We start from the raw sequence: 16,506 nt of genomic DNA, 5'->3' as shown, positions 1-16,506 counted from the left end.
CTGTTAACCCCCTGTTATCACCCTGTTAAACCCCTACTAATAGTAGAACTGGTATAAATCAATTAATACGTTTTGTAGGAAAAATTGAAGATCAGTTTTACAATGAAGCGCTTCCAAAAGATTGCTATTAAATAGCCATGAAAATAGCACTATTTAAACAGCCCTATCAGGCAATAGAATTGCTAAAACCAGATGTTTAGATCTGACTGAAAATCTTTTATTTACCACTCGAAACAGCAGTTCAAAATACTGGAAACTTACTGAAATTGCTTAGGTCTGTCTTTTTCTGCTGCTCTTGCGGCAATCTCATCAATGCGTTTTTTGCGGGTATCTGGTCTTTTGGCGAGAACAATCCATTGCAACATCATTTTTTTGACGGATTTACTCAATCCAAGAAAATACTCTTTTGAACCAGCATAATGTTGAAATGCTTCATCCAAATCCTCGGGAATAATTAACTCTTCCACATTATCCAAAATTGACCAAGAGCCATTTTCTTGTGCTATTTTTATAACCTCATGCCCCGCTGGAGTCATTAGATTCGCATCTATTAGTTTTTTAACTTTTTCTTTGTTAATTTTAGACCAGGTACTATTGGGTTTTCTTCGGCTAAATAACTGCATGAATGAATAGGCATCAATCGGCCTCCTCGTGCTATCAATCCAACCAAAACACAATGCTTCATCCACAAGTTCAGTCCAGTTGACCACCGGTAAATTTGATTTTTTAGTATTACAGATCACCCAAATTGATTGTGCTATGTGATGCCAATAATGGTAATTAAAGTCAAGCTAATCAGGATTTTCTTTATCATACGTATTTATTTTTGCATTTCGTTTCAAATAATAAGTCCTTAAAAAGATTATGATCAACACAGAAGTTAATCCCGAGACCAGAAAAGACGAAAACTGGAAAATAGCTTCACCAAACGCTTTACTGTCGCCAAAACACTGTACTGAGTTTCCCCATATATCAGTGCCCATAGCCCCCTCATAAATACATTTCCGACAAGCCCAATATTCGGGAAGTATAATTCCGAGATAAATTGGTAACAAAATACCATAACAAGTAAGCAGAATAATTGTTATTGCACGAATCAATTTCATATGATCTATATACCTAAACCTTTTATTCGTTAAACACCACAATCGCCAATTTACAGTATTACAATAGCTAAAAAATTGATAGTTTATATGTGTTGGCAATCATTTATAATTCGTTAGTGATCCATCAATTTACACAAACGTTTGTCTATTCAATTTACTTGAATCTCTAATTTATTCTCAGTATACTCGTGATAACATTATAATCAATTACCCAGAACAGTGGTTCAAAAAATAGACTAAACAGACAGCAAAGCAACATTACCGGAATACGGACTAATATATTCTTATAGCAACATATTTTAAAATGCTAAAAAAATGAAACAGATTGGCTTAAAAATTAAACGGGAATGGAAGTTTCTTTCCATATTCGTCATCTGCTCTTTACCCGGCTTATTCAGCATGGCACAATCCAACACACCGGTCCTCCGTATCGGTATCATGGCCGATATGCAATACGCAGACAAAACAGACCACGGTAGCCGTTTCTACCACAATTCATTAATGAAGGTCGATACGGCTGTAGACTTCTTCAATCGCAATAAGGTCGATTTTTCATTGATTCTTGGCGATCTTGTCGACGAAGGTCCAAAAGATCTTCCAGTACTGTTAGAACATCTCTCCCCTTTAAAAAAAACGACTTATTGTCTACTTGGAAACCACGACTACGTCAACGTATCCAAACCAGACCTTTTGCACACTACTTTTGGGATGCCAGCTAAATACTACGCATTTACAAAAGGAAAATGGCGATTTGTTTTCTTAAATACGAATGCGCTCAGTGAATATGCCACAACGCCCAATTCAGCAGACCAACGTGAATGGAAAACCTTGGTGGATAGTCTACAGGCAGGCGGAAGGAAAAATACGCAACCCTGGAATGGCGGGGTTGACCGTAAACAACTCGAATGGTTACAAAACGAACTTGCCCAAGCGCGGAAAAACAAAGAGCATGTGATCGTATTGACACATCATCCTTTATTGCCAGAAAACGGCTATGAAACACTCAATAACCGGGCGGTTCTTGATATACTATACAAATTCCCCGAAGTTAAGCTGGTACTTTCCGGTCATAATCATAAAGGCAATTATGTAATGGCAAATAATATTCCTTTTGTAACCATGGAAGGCATGATCGAAACAGCTACCAGCAACGCCTATGGACTTTTGGAACTCTATCCGAAAGAAATCAAAATCAAAGGTCAGGGTAGACTCAGTTCAAGAGTTTTTAAATTATCATCCAAATAAGGCTCAATCGGGTGATTAATAAACTCACCATAAATGAGATTTAAATAAAACACCCGCAACGGCTTTAGCTGTTGCGGGTGTTTTTTATTGAATGGGTTTAGACAAAAATACTATTCCATGGTTGGATTAAATGTTCCGCCCCAATCTTTATTCTGCTTGATATTTGGGTTCTTGTCAATGACCGACTGCGCGACGGGAAAGAAATAATAGGTATCGGGTACCAAATTCACTTTGTTTCCTGTGCTTGGCACCTGCAAGACGCTATATTTAAACTGATTTTCTTTCAACGTATATGTTTTGGCCAATGCATTAGCATCATCAAAACTCATTTCCGTTCCATTTGAATTTATTGCTATCGCTTCAACTCCATGTTTGGTTGTATTGTTCAGGATATTGAGCTTACGTAACCTTCTTAAATCCCAAAAACGATGTCCCTCAAAGCAGAACTCAATATTGCGCTCTGCCAAAATAGCTTCACGCATTTGTTCCTTCGCGGTCGCCGTTATGCCATATTTATTATCTGCGCCCGGCTCGATTCCCGCTCTTTTCCTAATCTGTGTAACCAGGTCTAAGGCTGTCGCAAAATCTCCTGTTTCATTTGCCGTTTCAGCATAATTCAATAGAACCTCAGCATAGCGCATCAACACAAAGTCGACATCATACTGAGTTTCCACTTCGGTTTGCTTTAATGACAGTTTGGAATTTTTTAAGATAAAAAAACCGCTATATCGATCCAAATTAGACGACGGAGTTTTTGCCTTCGGGTTAATGCCAAAGTCATCTAAAGCCGGAGCAATACCGACAGAAGTATATTGTCTTTTGCCGGTCTTGCCGGAAACTTCATAGATTTTGGCATTCCACACAATCGACTTGTCAAAACGCGGATCGCGGTTTTCCCAATAGGATTGTAAAAATTGATCTTCTGTCTTATGGTATTTACCCGCTTGATCGGAATATAACTTTCCATCTTTCATTGGAAAAGCTTTTACAAATTCCCAGGATGGAACGGAACCTGCCGGCCCCCTACTTTCGGACCCCGGACGTACGCCATTATCCCAATTGGCAACTTTATTTGGATAGGCATTAATCACAGCAAAAACGACCTCAGGTCCTTTTTCAACCAGCGCAATGTTGGAATAATCTGGAGTCAAACTATAGCCATCTGCCTTAAGCTGATCATAAGCTAACTTATTTGCGGTATTGGCCTCCTGCCAATAGGCATTTCCATAAGGATTGGAAGGATTAAACTGTGGTGAAGCTTTATATAGCAATACCTTTGCTTTAAAAGCGGCTGCAAAATCACCATCAATTTTCCCGTAATCTGCCGTTCCTTTTGCAATTGTTTTTGGCAACTGTGAAATAGCCTGATCCAGATCTTTAACGATCAGCTCAAAACATTCTTTTGTCGAATTACGGGGCACATTAAGATCATCATTTTTTAGGTCTTGTGGTACCGTAATATAAGGAACACCGCCGTGGATCCTGACCATATTAAAATACATAAAGGCACGCATAAACAACGCCTGGCCAATCACCGTTTTTTTAAAATCGTCTTTTAGTGAGGTACTTTCATTGACCTTCTGTATGGCTGTATTGATTTTCCGGATGGTTGTATAATCCCACGATTTGTAAGAAGTATTGTTGACGGTAACCGCATCCAATGGAAAAGCGATGCCGATCAGTTGTTCCGAGTTTCCATCCGCACCAGAATTCCAGTTACCAAATAGTGGATATAAATTGGCAAGATAGCCGTTCACTAGATTTGGATCAGCCCATACCTTAGCTTCATCCAGCGAATTGAGGTCCTCAATGTCCAATACGTTTTTACAGGAGGACATGCACAAGGCCAATGCAATTAAAGGATAATATATTTTTTTCATCTTTTTTTCATTTAAAATTTAACATCAAGTCCAAACGTAAAGGTTTTCATGACTGGATAAGAATCATACAGCTTTTGTTCGGGATCATGAAACTCTTTCATTGGCGAAAAAACAAACAAATTGGTTCCATTAAAAAACAGATTGACATCTTTCACACGCAATTTCTCTGTCATGCTTTTCGGCAATCGATAAGAAACATTAATGTCACGTAAGCGCAAATAGGCTCCATTTCTTATCCAGAATGACGAAGGGGCTGCACCGGATTCGGCCCAGCCTGAGTACCCCGTTGGCCGCGGATACTTGGCGTCGGTATTATCCGGTGTCCAGACGTCAGAAGCCCAAATTGGATAATATGGGCGGAAGGTATCACCGTGCTGGCGCATTCCACCGCCTTCTTGATTGCTGATCATCCGATCGTAAGCAAGAACCCCCTGAAATAAAGCCGAGACATAAAAGCCCTTCCAGCTTGCATTGAATCCAAATCCATAATTGATGCGCGGAGAATTATTGTCCGACAGTAGCTGCATATCGTTATCATCAATTTTTCCATCCGGACCACCTGAATAGTTTGTTCCTTGGACATCTTTGTACAAGATCATCCCTGGAAAAGGATCCCTTCCATAAGTCGTAAATCCTTTTGCCTTCAGTGCATCAGCTTCGGCCTGCGTCCTTACCAGACCCAGTGCTTCAAAACCAATAATTCGATTTTCAGGTCGTCCAATTCTGGACCGAAAATACTGAGGCTGCCCATTGGCATATGCAGGTTCTTCATCAAAGATGTCCCAACGGTCTTTGGCATACCCCAGATTGGCATTGAGACCATAAGCTACCTCACCAACCTTATCATTCCAGTTAAAAGAAATCTCGCCGCCTTTATAACTTCTCGCCGCATAATTTTCGGGAGCAAGCAAACGTCCATAATTATCTGGAACTTTCAGTGATCTTCTGCCAAGAATATTGGTTTCCTTACGTGAAAACAGATCAAGACTACCGGTCAGTTTATTATTAACAAATCCAAAATCTAGGCCCAAGTTGACACTCTTAGAAGTTGTCCAAGTGAGGTTCTGCGTTGGTGTTGCGCCATACGCTATACCATTATAATAGCGATCACCAAACATATAGCCACCCGAAGTAGTATACTTTTCTAAATAGCCAAACTGACCGATCCGATCGGCATTGACATCCAAATCATTACCCGTTGTACCATAAGAGGCTCTGAACTTCAAATCCGATATCGTATTTTTTATATCCGTAAAGAAGTTTTCGTCCGACACACGCCAGGCTGCTGATACTGAAGGAAAAAATCCCCACCGCTTATCCGTCGGAAATAATGGTGAACCATCGTAACGAAAAGAAAACTCCGCAATATATTTATCCGCATAATTGTAGTTGGCACGCCCGATGATACCACGTCTCGAATCGATCGTTTCATTGGCAGTTGTCGACCTAAAGTTGCGATCTGTAGGATAAATAAACATTTGATCCAGGGCTGTAATTGGATTTTCTGCCCTTGAAGTGACATAAGTCCCTCCTTTTTTGGACTGTTCATAAACCAATGTTCCGTCTACAGAATGTTTACCAAACTTGCGGTTATAGTTTAAAAACCAGTTTACCTGATATTCCCACAAGCGTTGTGGGCTGTAATCCATGAAAGGCTGGCTCTGACTAAAAGTAAAAATATTAATATTAGCTTCTGATGGCGGAGCTGGTATAAAGCGGTTGTCATTCGGGTTTAAAGAGGTAAAGGTATAGTTCTTTTGAAAACTCATATAACGCTTGCGCATATAGTCTTGAGCAATGTAACTTCCTACAACTTTTGTCGAAAGGCCCTGTACCAATTTATCCAGCTTCAAGTTTAGGGTCATAATCGGATTGACCTGCCGCACTTTACGGTCTATATAGCGATCTCCGATGACCTGATCGATCACATTCCACGCCTGCCAGCTTCCCATAGGCGTCTGTACAGGATAAGCCGTTGGTGTATTGCTCGGTGTCCCGTCTGCATTCAGGTAAAAAGGATACATCTTTGGCCAGTTGAATGTAACGCGGTAAAAATCGGATACATCAAAATCATCATCATTGGAAGATGTGCTAAAGGGCCAAAAAAAGCGTTTCGAATTCGTCTGGTTGGCTGAAATATTAAAATCCATGCTAAAATCTTCTGTAATCTGCGCGGAAATATTGCTGCGCAAATTAAACTTCTCATGATCCAGCGATTTGTAAGACCCATTTTCTTTACGGTAGCTCAGCAAGCTATAATAGGTAATTTTGTAGCTACCCCCATTGACCGATATCGATTGTCGATGTGTAAACGGATTGCGCCAGATAACGTCATTAGCATTGTAATTTTTGTCCTTGAAATAATCAAACTCCTTTTGGCCATTAGGAATTGCATTACCACGAAATTCAGCGACCCGGTTTTGATAAGTGAGTTCATCTTGCGCAGTCGTTAAATTAGCAAGGAGCTCCTGTGTTGGCGTATTGAAAGTATAATTACTTTGTACATTAAAAACTGGTGCTTGCGCTGTTCCTTTTTTTGTCGTTACCACCACTACACCATTACCGGCCCGGGTGCCATACACTGCGGCAGTTGCAGCATCTTTTAAGAAGGTCATTTGGTCAACCTCGTTCGCTTCAAGCACATCGAATGCAGCTTTATCGCGAACCACGCCATCAATTACATAAAGTGGCTCCGCAAAACTCCCCCGTATACGTAAGCTCGACGATGCTCCGGCCATCCCCGAAGTATTAGTGACATTGACACCCGCGGCTCTACCGGCGAGTGAATTGGAAAGATTTGAACTGGGGATGTTTTTTAACTGTTCTGCATTGACGGTAGCCACCGAACCGGTAATATTTCCTTTCCGCTGCTTACCATAGCCAATGATTACGACCTCTTCAAGTGCTTGATCACTCGAAACCATGACGACATTGACGTTGCCTGTGGAAACGGCCACCTCCTGTTTTGTAAACCCTTGGTAGTTCACGACCAAAACATCACCACGCTTAGCGCGAATAGAAAAAATACCTTGTTGATTGGAGGACGTTTGAACGGATGTTCCTTTGACGGTGATGGTAGCACCGGCTAATGCCTGACCTTTCTCATCTTTGATGATCCCTGTAACCTGATCTTGATCGACAATAGCATTGATCGGATCCAGATTCAGCGCGTAAGAATCGGGCTGACTAAACAGCAGGCAGAGCCCCAAAAGGCTAATGGGTCTCGCCTTTCCATGAAGAAAAAAATTTCTCATCATAATTACAAATTGGTTTAAAATAATAAAGAACCGTGGGGTTCAACTTTGGTTTATTGACTTTGCATGCCTTTCTTTTTATAAAAAACAGCAAAAGTGGATTAGATTGTCTATTAAATTTAAAAAACAAAATCCTATTAACGAAATTAACATGATTTTTTAATCTAAAATTCACAGAAACGTTACACGCTTAAAATAGGGAATGGAAATGCCCGACACGGCAGTCCCGATCTTCAGGTAGAACACCTAAAAACGGTAGTGAACACAGGGATTTAAAGTGGATTTTTATCCCTGTATGAATAATATCTAGGAAATTTTGTTTTCAGGCGAGCCGCGTACGATCAATGTAGAGGCTCCGAATGGGGCTTAAAAAAATAAGAGCCTAAAACTGTAAGCTGGCATTTAGACAAAATTGCCGCCCATTATAGGTTGGTAATACCACATAACTCTTTTTTGAATTCTGCAATCGATTGTCTACCAGCGGTAGCAACCAATAGGCGATTTTAGTACTTAAGATACCGACCCCAGCTCCCATAGCGATATCTGAGAACCAGTGCTTGTCATTGTGCATCCGCAGATAACCGGTACCCGCGGCAACAGCATACCCCGCTATTCCGTACCAAATTGACTCCTGTCTGTATTCCTGCCAAAGCAGTTCCGCTCCAACAAATGCAGTGGCAGCATGCCCTGAAGGAAAGGAATTGTTCGCTGAACTGTCCGGCCGCCATACAGGAATGGTCGATTTCATAATTTTTACGGTCGAAGTCATGATAATATTGGAAACCGCTGTGGTAAACAGCCGTTGCTTAAGGTTATGTTTCGCAGATACCCCGACCGCATCCAGAACAAAAACTCCGGCAGTTCCAGCAAAGCGGGTGAAATCGTCCAGTTTAATTTTTCCGCTCTTCCCTCTCGATACACCGTCTCTAATGTCTTCATCTATCCCTTTTAAAAAGGGATTCCCTTTGGCAACAATACCATAGGTGATCAATCCAACAGGAACAGCAAGTTCTTTGTAAGGAATTTTCTTAAAAAAATGAGATCCGCTGCTCGAATCCGAAGGTTGTTCCAACTGGATCTGCGCAAATGAGGTAACTGGTATCACAAAAAGTAAAACCAGTAGCCAATAAAAAACAATCTGTTTCCTGTAATCGATCATTTTAGCCTTAAAAAATTTTATAATGCGCAAAGATAATATTTATAAACTACCTCTTTGACAGTATTACTCCATACAGCACGACAATATTGGGCATCAATCTCCATTTTATCATTAAAACAAAGGAAAAAGCAACGAAAGTCTGCTATTTACACAATTTATATAAACAGCAGACTTTAACTTCAAAATATATAAATTCTCAAAATCCTATCGTAACCCCGTTGGCAATGATAGCATCTTTTTTCACAACAACGATGCCATCACAGATCATATGCGTATCAAAATCGCCATCATTCAAGCCCGGTCCACCAATGATACGAACGTCATCTCCAATACGGCAGTTCTTATCCAAAATTGCATTTTCAATATAACAACGTTTACCTACGCCTACTGGTGGTGGTTTTTGTGTATTTCCCAATTCCAATACTTCTTCCAATTGCTCATAGTAATCTGTTCCCATCATGTAAGTCGATTTAATAACCGTCCCTTCACCAATACGGGAGCGTATTCCAATAACAGACCTTTCCAGTTTATCTCCATTTAAAATACATCCATCGGCAATTACCGTATTATTTAAAGTCGTTCCTGAAATTTTCGAAGGCGGAAGCATCCGCGCACGTGTATATACGGTCTCATTAAACAAGTTGAAATCCGGGATATCATCCGTTAATCCGATATTGGCATCAAAAAAAGATTTGATGGTTCCGATATCGGTCCAATATCCCTCAAATTGGTAGCTCAATACCCGAAGTGCTTCGATGGCATCGGGTATAATTTCTTTGCCAAAATCCATCCCCGGGTTGGCAATTAAAAGGTTACGCAATATATTTTTTGAGAAAACATAAATCCCCATGGATGCCAAATAATGCCTTCCCTTCTTATGTAAATCCTCCGAGACCTCTGAGGTCCAATTTAATACTTCGTCCTTATCGGGCTTTTCGACAAAAGCGGTAATTTCATTTGCTTCATTCGCTTTTAAAATACCAAATCCTGTAGCATCCTTACCATTGACCGGTATAGTCGCAATGGTAACATCACCCCCATTTTCAACATGGAAGTCAATCAGCTTCGAATAATCCATTTGGTATAACTGATCACCAGACAAGACAAGAATGTAGTCATAATCTACATTCAGGAGATGTTTCTGCGTTCGCCTAACAGCATCAGCCGTACCCTCAAACCAACGATCGCCCTCATTGGTCTGCTCAGCAGCCAAGATGTCAACAAAGCCCTTACTGAAAATGCTGAAATTGTAAGAATTTTTGATGTGTGTGTTCAAAGAGGCTGAATTGAACTGCGTCAGTACGAAGATCTTATTATAGCCAGAATTCAAACAGTTCGAAATCGGAATATCGACCAAACGATATTTTCCAGCTATTGGAACCGCTGGTTTCGACCGTTGCTGTGTCAATGGGAAAAGGCGCGACCCTCGACCTCCTCCCAATACAAGGGAAACTACTTTGTGTATCATACCTCAATCCATTAATTGGTTATAAAATTGTTATCTTCAAGAACAAGGACCTGATCAGGTTTAGTCTCGAGATTCTTTAAATTCAGGTTTAAGAATCCTTATTAAATTAGCAATTTTCCGGATAAGAAGCAAACAACAATTTTAATCAATGATTCTTTTTACAAAAAAAATAATTTTCGAAAAACGAGCAGAAACATGCTTAATTTTAACCGATTAAAAGACGATGATGACAAGTCCGTGTCTCCCACAGGTTTAATATCCAAATAGACCAGTGAATAAAAAAAGGCAGTAGATATAGCCAACAAGTAATAGGTTAACACCTATTTGCGGATATTTCTTTTGGGTAAATAACCATAGGATCTCAATAAAGGCATAAATGGACAACGGTGCTGCAAGACTGACGGTCATAAAATAGAGTAAATATCCAGCCCCCAAACCATCATTTTGTTGTTTAAGAATCAAATATGGGACAAGAAGTAGCAGAAAGGCGATGCAGACTACAGAAAATCGAATAAAAAAATGTCGTTTTAGTTTTCTATCCCCTTTAAGAAGCTTATACATAAACAGTGTTGAGCCCGATATATATAGTGATAACAACAAATAACCGATATAGTGATGCACACTCTCCAAACCATTCCAATCTTGATTAGCGTAGGCAAGACCAACAATTAGAAATAAAACAATAAATAAAACTACTTTAATATAATTCATCTAAAAACATCAGGGATTATCCCTACTAGAGTAATTGAACGCTATAAATTTTAATATCGTATGGAACACACGTGAATTTCAAGATTTCTCTCCAATACGACATCTTGCCAATCGAACTTTGACCACGATAGCGCAAATCAATAGCACATCATTGATCCATCGATTTAGAAAATCTACTTAAATTTGAATACCAGCGACAAAAATAACTATTTAAATAGATAATTATAATTACATGTAATAATAATGGCATATATTAAATTGTTTGAATGGCTCAAAATTCAAAATTTCTACCAAATCCATCTGTAATTTGTCTTGTAATTCAACAACCCAACATGAATGGCGTTAATTTTAGCCACTATTGTTGTGGAGACATTTGTTTAATATAAGCTAAACATAAAGGTATGCGCTATTTTAAAGTAACTCTAGTTTATTCAATAGCCATGGTACTATTGCTATTTTCTAGTCTGGCGAATGCACAGACAAGCAGTAATTTGACATATTTTATCAAAAGTGCCCAGCTCAATAGTCCCCTATTGACAGACTACAACAATCAGATGCTTTCTACCCGCATTGATAGCCTAAAATTAAGAGCGACCTATGGATTTATTGTCACCGCTGAAGGCAATGCCAGCTATGCGCCCAATAGCAAAGGTTGGGGCTATGACAATGCACTAACGAACGGCCAATCAATCTTTGCAGGCGTCCGTGTCTCGCGAGAATTTATCAGCCGGAACAATCTCTCGACAAGACTCAAGGCTTACAAAAATAGTATCGCTCAAGTTCTCACACAAAAAGACCTTGCGATTCAAACACTTAATAGACAGATTACAGATCAATACATTGCGACATACACCAGCCAAAAACAGATGGACTTGAGCGCTGAAATTATTGCCTTATTGTCCAAAGAAGATCTGGTACTACAAAAACTAACACAAAAAGCAACGTTTAAACAAACAGACTACCTTTCTTTTAAGGTTACATTACAGCAAAATCAACTTGCATTACAGCAGCAGACTGCAGACTGGCAAAATAACTATGCCCTGCTCAATTATTTGTCGGGAATTATCGATACCAACTTTCATGCGCTTAGCCTTCCTGATCTAGGAGAAATATCCTTTTTCCCTTCTTTTCAAGAAAGTATTTATACAAAATCATTTCAAGCTGACAGTACAAAGCTGGCGAATGAGGCAATGGTTATTGCATATGATTACAAACCAAAGGTAAATGCTTTTTCCGATGGTGGCTACCAATCATCGCTCACACATACCCCTTTTAAGAATTTTGGTATGAGTATCGGTCTTTCAGTCTCTTTACCAATTTATAACGGACATCAGAAACAACTCCTATTACAGCAAAACAACCTTGCTTTACAAACCCGAAAGAAATACCTCGAACAAACGCAGAGCCAGTATCAACAGGAAGTTTTCAATCTGCAGAATCAGATACGACATTATGATAACATGTTGGGAATGGCAACTCAGCAAATTGAATATGCGAAGGCTTTAGTTGAGGCTAATGCAAAACAATTGCCCACTGGAGACGTAAAAATGGTCGATTTTATCCTGTCCATCAATAATCTCCTCAATCTAAAAGCAAATATTATCCAATATAACAATGCATTATATACACTTAAAAATCAGATGAAATACCTCATCATCCAATAATTATGAAACATATCCTGGCCCTTTTCATATGTTCTTATTTGCTGTTTTCTTGTCATTCAGGGAAAAGTGAAAATGCGAACATAGCTGATCCGATCATAAAACCGGCAACCGAAGTCAGCATTGCATTTCCTTCGGATACAGCCAAGCTAGCCAATGTGGTCACGCTCAATGCAACAGCATCTTATCTATTAAAGTCCGATGTCAAGGCTAACATCAATGGTTATATAACAAAAATTACCATAAAAATGGCCGATCATGTCAATAAAGGAATGTTATTATTCGGTCTGGAGACAAAAGAGGCCCGGGCTCTTGGCAATACAATCAATAAACTGGATCCATCGTTTCATTTTAATGGTAATACCACTGTGGTAAGCCCAGCAACAGGATACGTCGCTATGCTTAACCATCAAATCGGCGATTACGTCCAGGATGGTGAAATCCTGGCTACGATAACCGACGCGAACAGTTTTGGTTTTGTAGTGGACGTTCCCTACGAATATCTTCAGGTCGTAAAAAGCAAAAAAATATTACCGATTACGTTGCCAGACGGCATTGTTTTGCAAGGCTCAATAGCGAAGGTCATGCCAACGGTGGATGCCGTCTCCCAAACAGTAAAAATTTTATTAAAAGTCGCTCCTAATGACATTCCCGAGAATCTTATTGGTACAATTAGTTTCTCAAAAAATATCGATTATGGTCTTTCGGTTCCCAAGATGGCCGTATTGAGCGACGAAGGACAGACCTCTTTCTGGGTAATGAAACTCATGAATGATTCGACCGCAATAAAGACAACAATCGAAAAAGGTATCGAAACGGATAAATTTATTCAAGTGAAATCGGGTGATTTAACAACAAAAGACCGCGTGTTAATATCCGGAAATTTCGGCCTGGCAGACACCGCTGCAGTTCATATCAGAACAAATGGAAAACGATAAATAATAGGACCCTAGCATCCCTAAAAGCATTTTCTCATGAAAAAATCATTCTTTGTTACTTATAAAATCCCCCTGTTTGTTTCGATACTCCTGATCATTATGGGCGGTATATATGCGTATTCCAAGATTCACGCGGCATTATTCCCGCAGATTACTTTCCCAAAAATAAAGATTATAGCAGATGCTGGGCAACAACCTATTGACCAGATGACTGTAGGCGTAACTAAAATACTGGAAGATGCAATCAAAAAAGTACCTGATTTGCAATTACTCAAAAGTACGACCAGTAGAGGGAGCTGCGAAATATCGGCATTCATGTCCTGGGATATGAATATAGATTTGGCCAAGCAACAAATAGAGAGTAGTATCAACCAGATACGTAATCAATTGCCTAGCGATATTAATATCACTGTAGAGAAAATGAATCCTGCCATTTTACCCGTCATCGGCTATTCATTAAACTCAAATACACTTGATCCAATTGAACTAAAACAACTTGCCCTATACACCATTAAGCCATTTCTTTCCCAGGTGCCCGGGGTCAGTGAAGTGCGGATTATCGGCGGTCAGGACAAAGAATACCGGGTTCTCATGAATCAGCAGATGATGGCGCGATTGGGTATCACGTCCACTAAAATAGAACAAGCCATCAATAGTACAAACTTTATTAAATCCAATGGCTACTCTGCTGATTTCCATTTTTTATACTTGACCTTGACCGATGCACAAATCCGCAATGAAGCGCAATTGCAAAATTTGGTCATCAGCAACGATGGCAACCGTATTGTTAAGCTCGGAGATATTGCTCAAATTATGGTACACCAAGCCAAACAATACATAAAGGTAAATGCCAATGGGCAAGAGAGCATTCTGCTCGCCGTGATCCAACAACCCAACGCCAACGTTGTCGACGTGACAACAGCCATGGATGCGAAAATCAGTGAACTCCAAAAAACATTACCCAAAGATCTTACCTTAAAACCGTACTATGTTCAGGCAGATTTTGTAAAAGATTCAATAAAAAGCGTAACAGATGCTTTATGGATTGGACTATTATTGGCAATTATTGTAGCTGTTATTTTTCTGCGTTCCTGGAAAGCTAGCCTTGTTATCCTAATTACCATTCCGATAACACTGGCACTGACGATTTTATCGCTTTACGCCATGGGGCAAACGTTTAATATCATGACATTAGGAGCTATTGCAGCAGCTATCGGACTTATTATCGATGATGCTATTGTCGTTGTAGAACAAATACACCGTACACACGAAGAACATCCCGAAGAAACGGCCACAACACTTGTGCAAAAAGCTATAAATTACTTGCTAAAAGCCATGATCGGGTCATCGCTTAGTACCATCGTGATATTTCTACCATTTATGTTGATGAGCGGCGTAGCTGGAGCCTACTTCAAGGTCATGACCGACACCATGATCTTGACGCTTATATGTTCATTTTTTGTAAGTTCAATTTTACTTCCTGTCATTTACCTCTTTTTTTCATCCGAGAAAAAAAGGCAGCACCCGTCCCAGCATCATGATGTCAAAGAACGGAAATGGGTAGGATTTTTTCTGGCCCGCCCCTGGCTAAGTTATTCGTTCATCGTTATTTTAATACTGTGTGCAATGGTTATTTTGCCAAAGATCGACACCGGTTTTCTACCAGAAATGGATGAGGGCAGTATCGTTCTTGATTATAACTCACCTCCAGGAACCTCGCTGGAAGAAACAGACAGGGAGCTGAAACAGGTTGAAAAAATAATAACCTCTACACCGGAAGTAGAAGCTTATAGCCGGAGAACGGGCACACAAATGGGCTTTTTTATTACGGAACCGAATCGAGGCGATTATCTTATTCAGCTAAAAAAACAGCGTAATAAAACAACAAATGAAGTCACCGACGAGATACGAAATCGCATTGAAGCATCAGGGCTGCCTTTGACAGTTGACTTTGGACAGGTGATCGGTGATATGCTTGGCGATTTAATGAGCAGCGTCCAGCCAATAGAAATCAAAATCTTCGGAACTGACCAAAGAACAATACAGGCGTACTCAAAAAAAATAGCCAGCATTGTACAAAAGGTTAACGGTACAGCAGATGTATTTGACGGTATTATCATCGCCGGACCTTCAATAATCGTTAATCCCAAATTCCCTGTACTGGCACAATACAATATTTCTCTCGCCGATTTCCAAAGTCAATTACAGACCAACTTAGATGGTAATATTGTGGGCAACATCTTTGATAAGGTGCAATACACGCCAATACGTTTACTTTACAACTCGCGTACAAATCAATCACTCAGTGACATCAACAACAGCATGATCGCCCTCCCCAACGGTATACTGAAGCCACTGAGCGAATTTGCAAATGTTACTATTACTGCAGGATCGGCAGAGATCAATAGGGAAGATCTTCAATCATTAGGTATTGTGACTGCTCGATTAGACAATGGGGATCTAGGCGGAACTATCCAATCAATCCGGCAGCAAATCGACCAACAGATCAAATTGCCTACAGGTTATTCCATTATCTATGGTGGAGCCTATGCCGAACAGCAACAATCTTTTGGCGAGTTATTGACAATTTTGCTCATCTCCTGTTTATTGGTTTTTGCGATCATGCTATTTCTATTTCGGAATTTCTTGCTTGCGCTTACGATCTTATTTATCTCAACATTGGGTATTTCCGGAGGTATTATACTCCTCTACCTTACCAGCACACCCCTCAATGTTGGCAGCTATACGGGTCTTATTATGATGGTCGGGATAATTGGCGAAAATGCCATTTTCACCTATCTACAATTTCAGGAAACTTTAGCAACCAAGACAAAGGCACAGGCAATCATCTATGCCATTAGCACCCGATTACGCCCCAAACTAATGACTGCAATTGGCGCTATCATCGCCTTGATGCCGCTCGCCTTAGGTATCGGCACAGGGGCTCAGATGCATCAGCCTCTAGCAATCGCAGTTATTGGGGGATTTATCGTTGCTTTACCCCTGTTGCTCATTGTTTTTCCGACTTTACTCAATAAAATCAACTTCCGAGCGGGTAGTTAAAAGCAATTTTCAGCAAAGAGA

10 protein-coding genes are annotated in these 16,506 nt (G+C 40.0%); 4 read left to right on the top strand and 6 right to left on the bottom strand.

The annotated features are described in order from the left end of the window. Positions 1 to 257: 257 nt before the first annotated feature. Positions 258 to 710, bottom strand: coding sequence for a YdeI family protein (locus A9970_RS28860; protein WP_220801497.1), 453 nt, complete (start codon positions 708 to 710; stop codon positions 258 to 260). A gap of 711 nt (positions 711 to 1,421) precedes the next feature. Here A9970_RS28860 and A9970_RS02405 point away from each other — a divergent pair. After that, a complete protein-coding gene (locus A9970_RS02405; RefSeq protein WP_182981152.1) occupies positions 1,422 to 2,351 on the top strand; it encodes a metallophosphoesterase in 930 nt (309 codons plus the stop codon). Positions 2,352 to 2,461: 110 nt separating this feature from the next. Here A9970_RS02405 and A9970_RS02400 read toward each other — a convergent pair whose 3' ends face one another. From A9970_RS02400 to A9970_RS02380, 5 genes are all read right to left on the bottom strand, one after another. Further along, complete coding sequence (locus A9970_RS02400) at positions 2,462 to 4,231, bottom strand: RagB/SusD family nutrient uptake outer membrane protein (RefSeq protein WP_182981151.1); 1,770 nt, start codon at positions 4,229 to 4,231, stop codon at positions 2,462 to 2,464. A gap of 11 nt (positions 4,232 to 4,242) precedes the next feature. After that, on the bottom strand, positions 4,243 to 7,488 hold the full coding sequence (locus tag A9970_RS02395; RefSeq protein WP_220801496.1) for a TonB-dependent receptor: 3,246 nt from the start codon (positions 7,486 to 7,488) through the stop codon (positions 4,243 to 4,245). Between the two features lie 379 nt (positions 7,489 to 7,867). After that, entirely contained in the window at positions 7,868 to 8,644 is a 777-nt protein-coding gene (locus A9970_RS02390; RefSeq protein WP_182981150.1) for a phosphatase PAP2 family protein, read from the bottom strand. 196 nt (positions 8,645 to 8,840) lie between these two features. Next, on the bottom strand, positions 8,841 to 10,112 hold the full coding sequence (locus A9970_RS02385) for a glucose-1-phosphate adenylyltransferase (RefSeq protein WP_153846927.1): 1,272 nt from the start codon (positions 10,110 to 10,112) through the stop codon (positions 8,841 to 8,843). Between the two features lie 252 nt (positions 10,113 to 10,364). After that, positions 10,365 to 10,823 (bottom strand): hypothetical protein, encoded by a 459-nt coding sequence (locus tag A9970_RS02380; protein ID WP_182981149.1) that lies wholly within the window; start codon positions 10,821 to 10,823, stop codon positions 10,365 to 10,367. A 401-nt stretch (positions 10,824 to 11,224) separates the two neighbouring features. Here A9970_RS02380 and A9970_RS02375 point away from each other — a divergent pair, with 401 nt between their 5' ends. The 3 genes from A9970_RS02375 to A9970_RS02365 are packed head-to-tail and all read left to right on the top strand — an operon-like array spanning position 11,225 to position 16,485. Next, entirely contained in the window at positions 11,225 to 12,487 is a 1,263-nt protein-coding gene (locus tag A9970_RS02375) for a TolC family protein (protein ID WP_182981148.1), read from the top strand. A gap of 2 nt (positions 12,488 to 12,489) precedes the next feature. Continuing rightward, on the top strand, positions 12,490 to 13,422 hold the full coding sequence (locus tag A9970_RS02370) for an efflux RND transporter periplasmic adaptor subunit (protein ID WP_182981147.1): 933 nt from the start codon (positions 12,490 to 12,492) through the stop codon (positions 13,420 to 13,422). A 36-nt stretch (positions 13,423 to 13,458) separates the two neighbouring features. Next, positions 13,459 to 16,485, top strand: a complete 3,027-nt coding sequence (locus A9970_RS02365) for an efflux RND transporter permease subunit (protein WP_182981146.1) — start codon at positions 13,459 to 13,461, stop codon at positions 16,483 to 16,485. The last annotated feature ends 21 nt before the right edge of the window (positions 16,486 to 16,506 follow it).

It is taken from the genome of Sphingobacterium sp. UME9 (assembly GCF_014170215.1).
Classification (GTDB): Bacteria; Bacteroidota; Bacteroidia; order Sphingobacteriales; family Sphingobacteriaceae; genus Sphingobacterium; species Sphingobacterium paramultivorum.
This window is presented reverse-complemented; position numbering and strand designations above follow the sequence as displayed.

Excerpts from the sequence above, each read along its gene's own strand:
- A9970_RS02365 (WP_182981146.1), top strand. The coding sequence starts at position 13,459 with ATGAAAAAATCATTCTTTGTTACTTATAAAATCCCCCTGTTTGTTTCG.
- A9970_RS02385 (WP_153846927.1), bottom strand. The coding sequence starts at position 10,112 with ATGATACACAAAGTAGTTTCCCTTGTATTGGGAGGAGGTCGAGGGTCG.
- A9970_RS02400 (WP_182981151.1), bottom strand. The coding sequence starts at position 4,231 with ATGAAAAAAATATATTATCCTTTAATTGCATTGGCCTTGTGCATGTCC.
- A9970_RS02395 (WP_220801496.1), bottom strand. The coding sequence starts at position 7,488 with ATGATGAGAAATTTTTTTCTTCATGGAAAGGCGAGACCCATTAGCCTT.
- A9970_RS02390 (WP_182981150.1), bottom strand. The coding sequence starts at position 8,644 with ATGATCGATTACAGGAAACAGATTGTTTTTTATTGGCTACTGGTTTTA.
- A9970_RS02375 (WP_182981148.1), top strand. The coding sequence starts at position 11,225 with ATGCGCTATTTTAAAGTAACTCTAGTTTATTCAATAGCCATGGTACTA.
- A9970_RS02380 (WP_182981149.1), bottom strand. The coding sequence starts at position 10,823 with ATGAATTATATTAAAGTAGTTTTATTTATTGTTTTATTTCTAATTGTT.
- A9970_RS02405 (WP_182981152.1), top strand. The coding sequence starts at position 1,422 with ATGAAACAGATTGGCTTAAAAATTAAACGGGAATGGAAGTTTCTTTCC.
- A9970_RS02370 (WP_182981147.1), top strand. The coding sequence starts at position 12,490 with ATGAAACATATCCTGGCCCTTTTCATATGTTCTTATTTGCTGTTTTCT.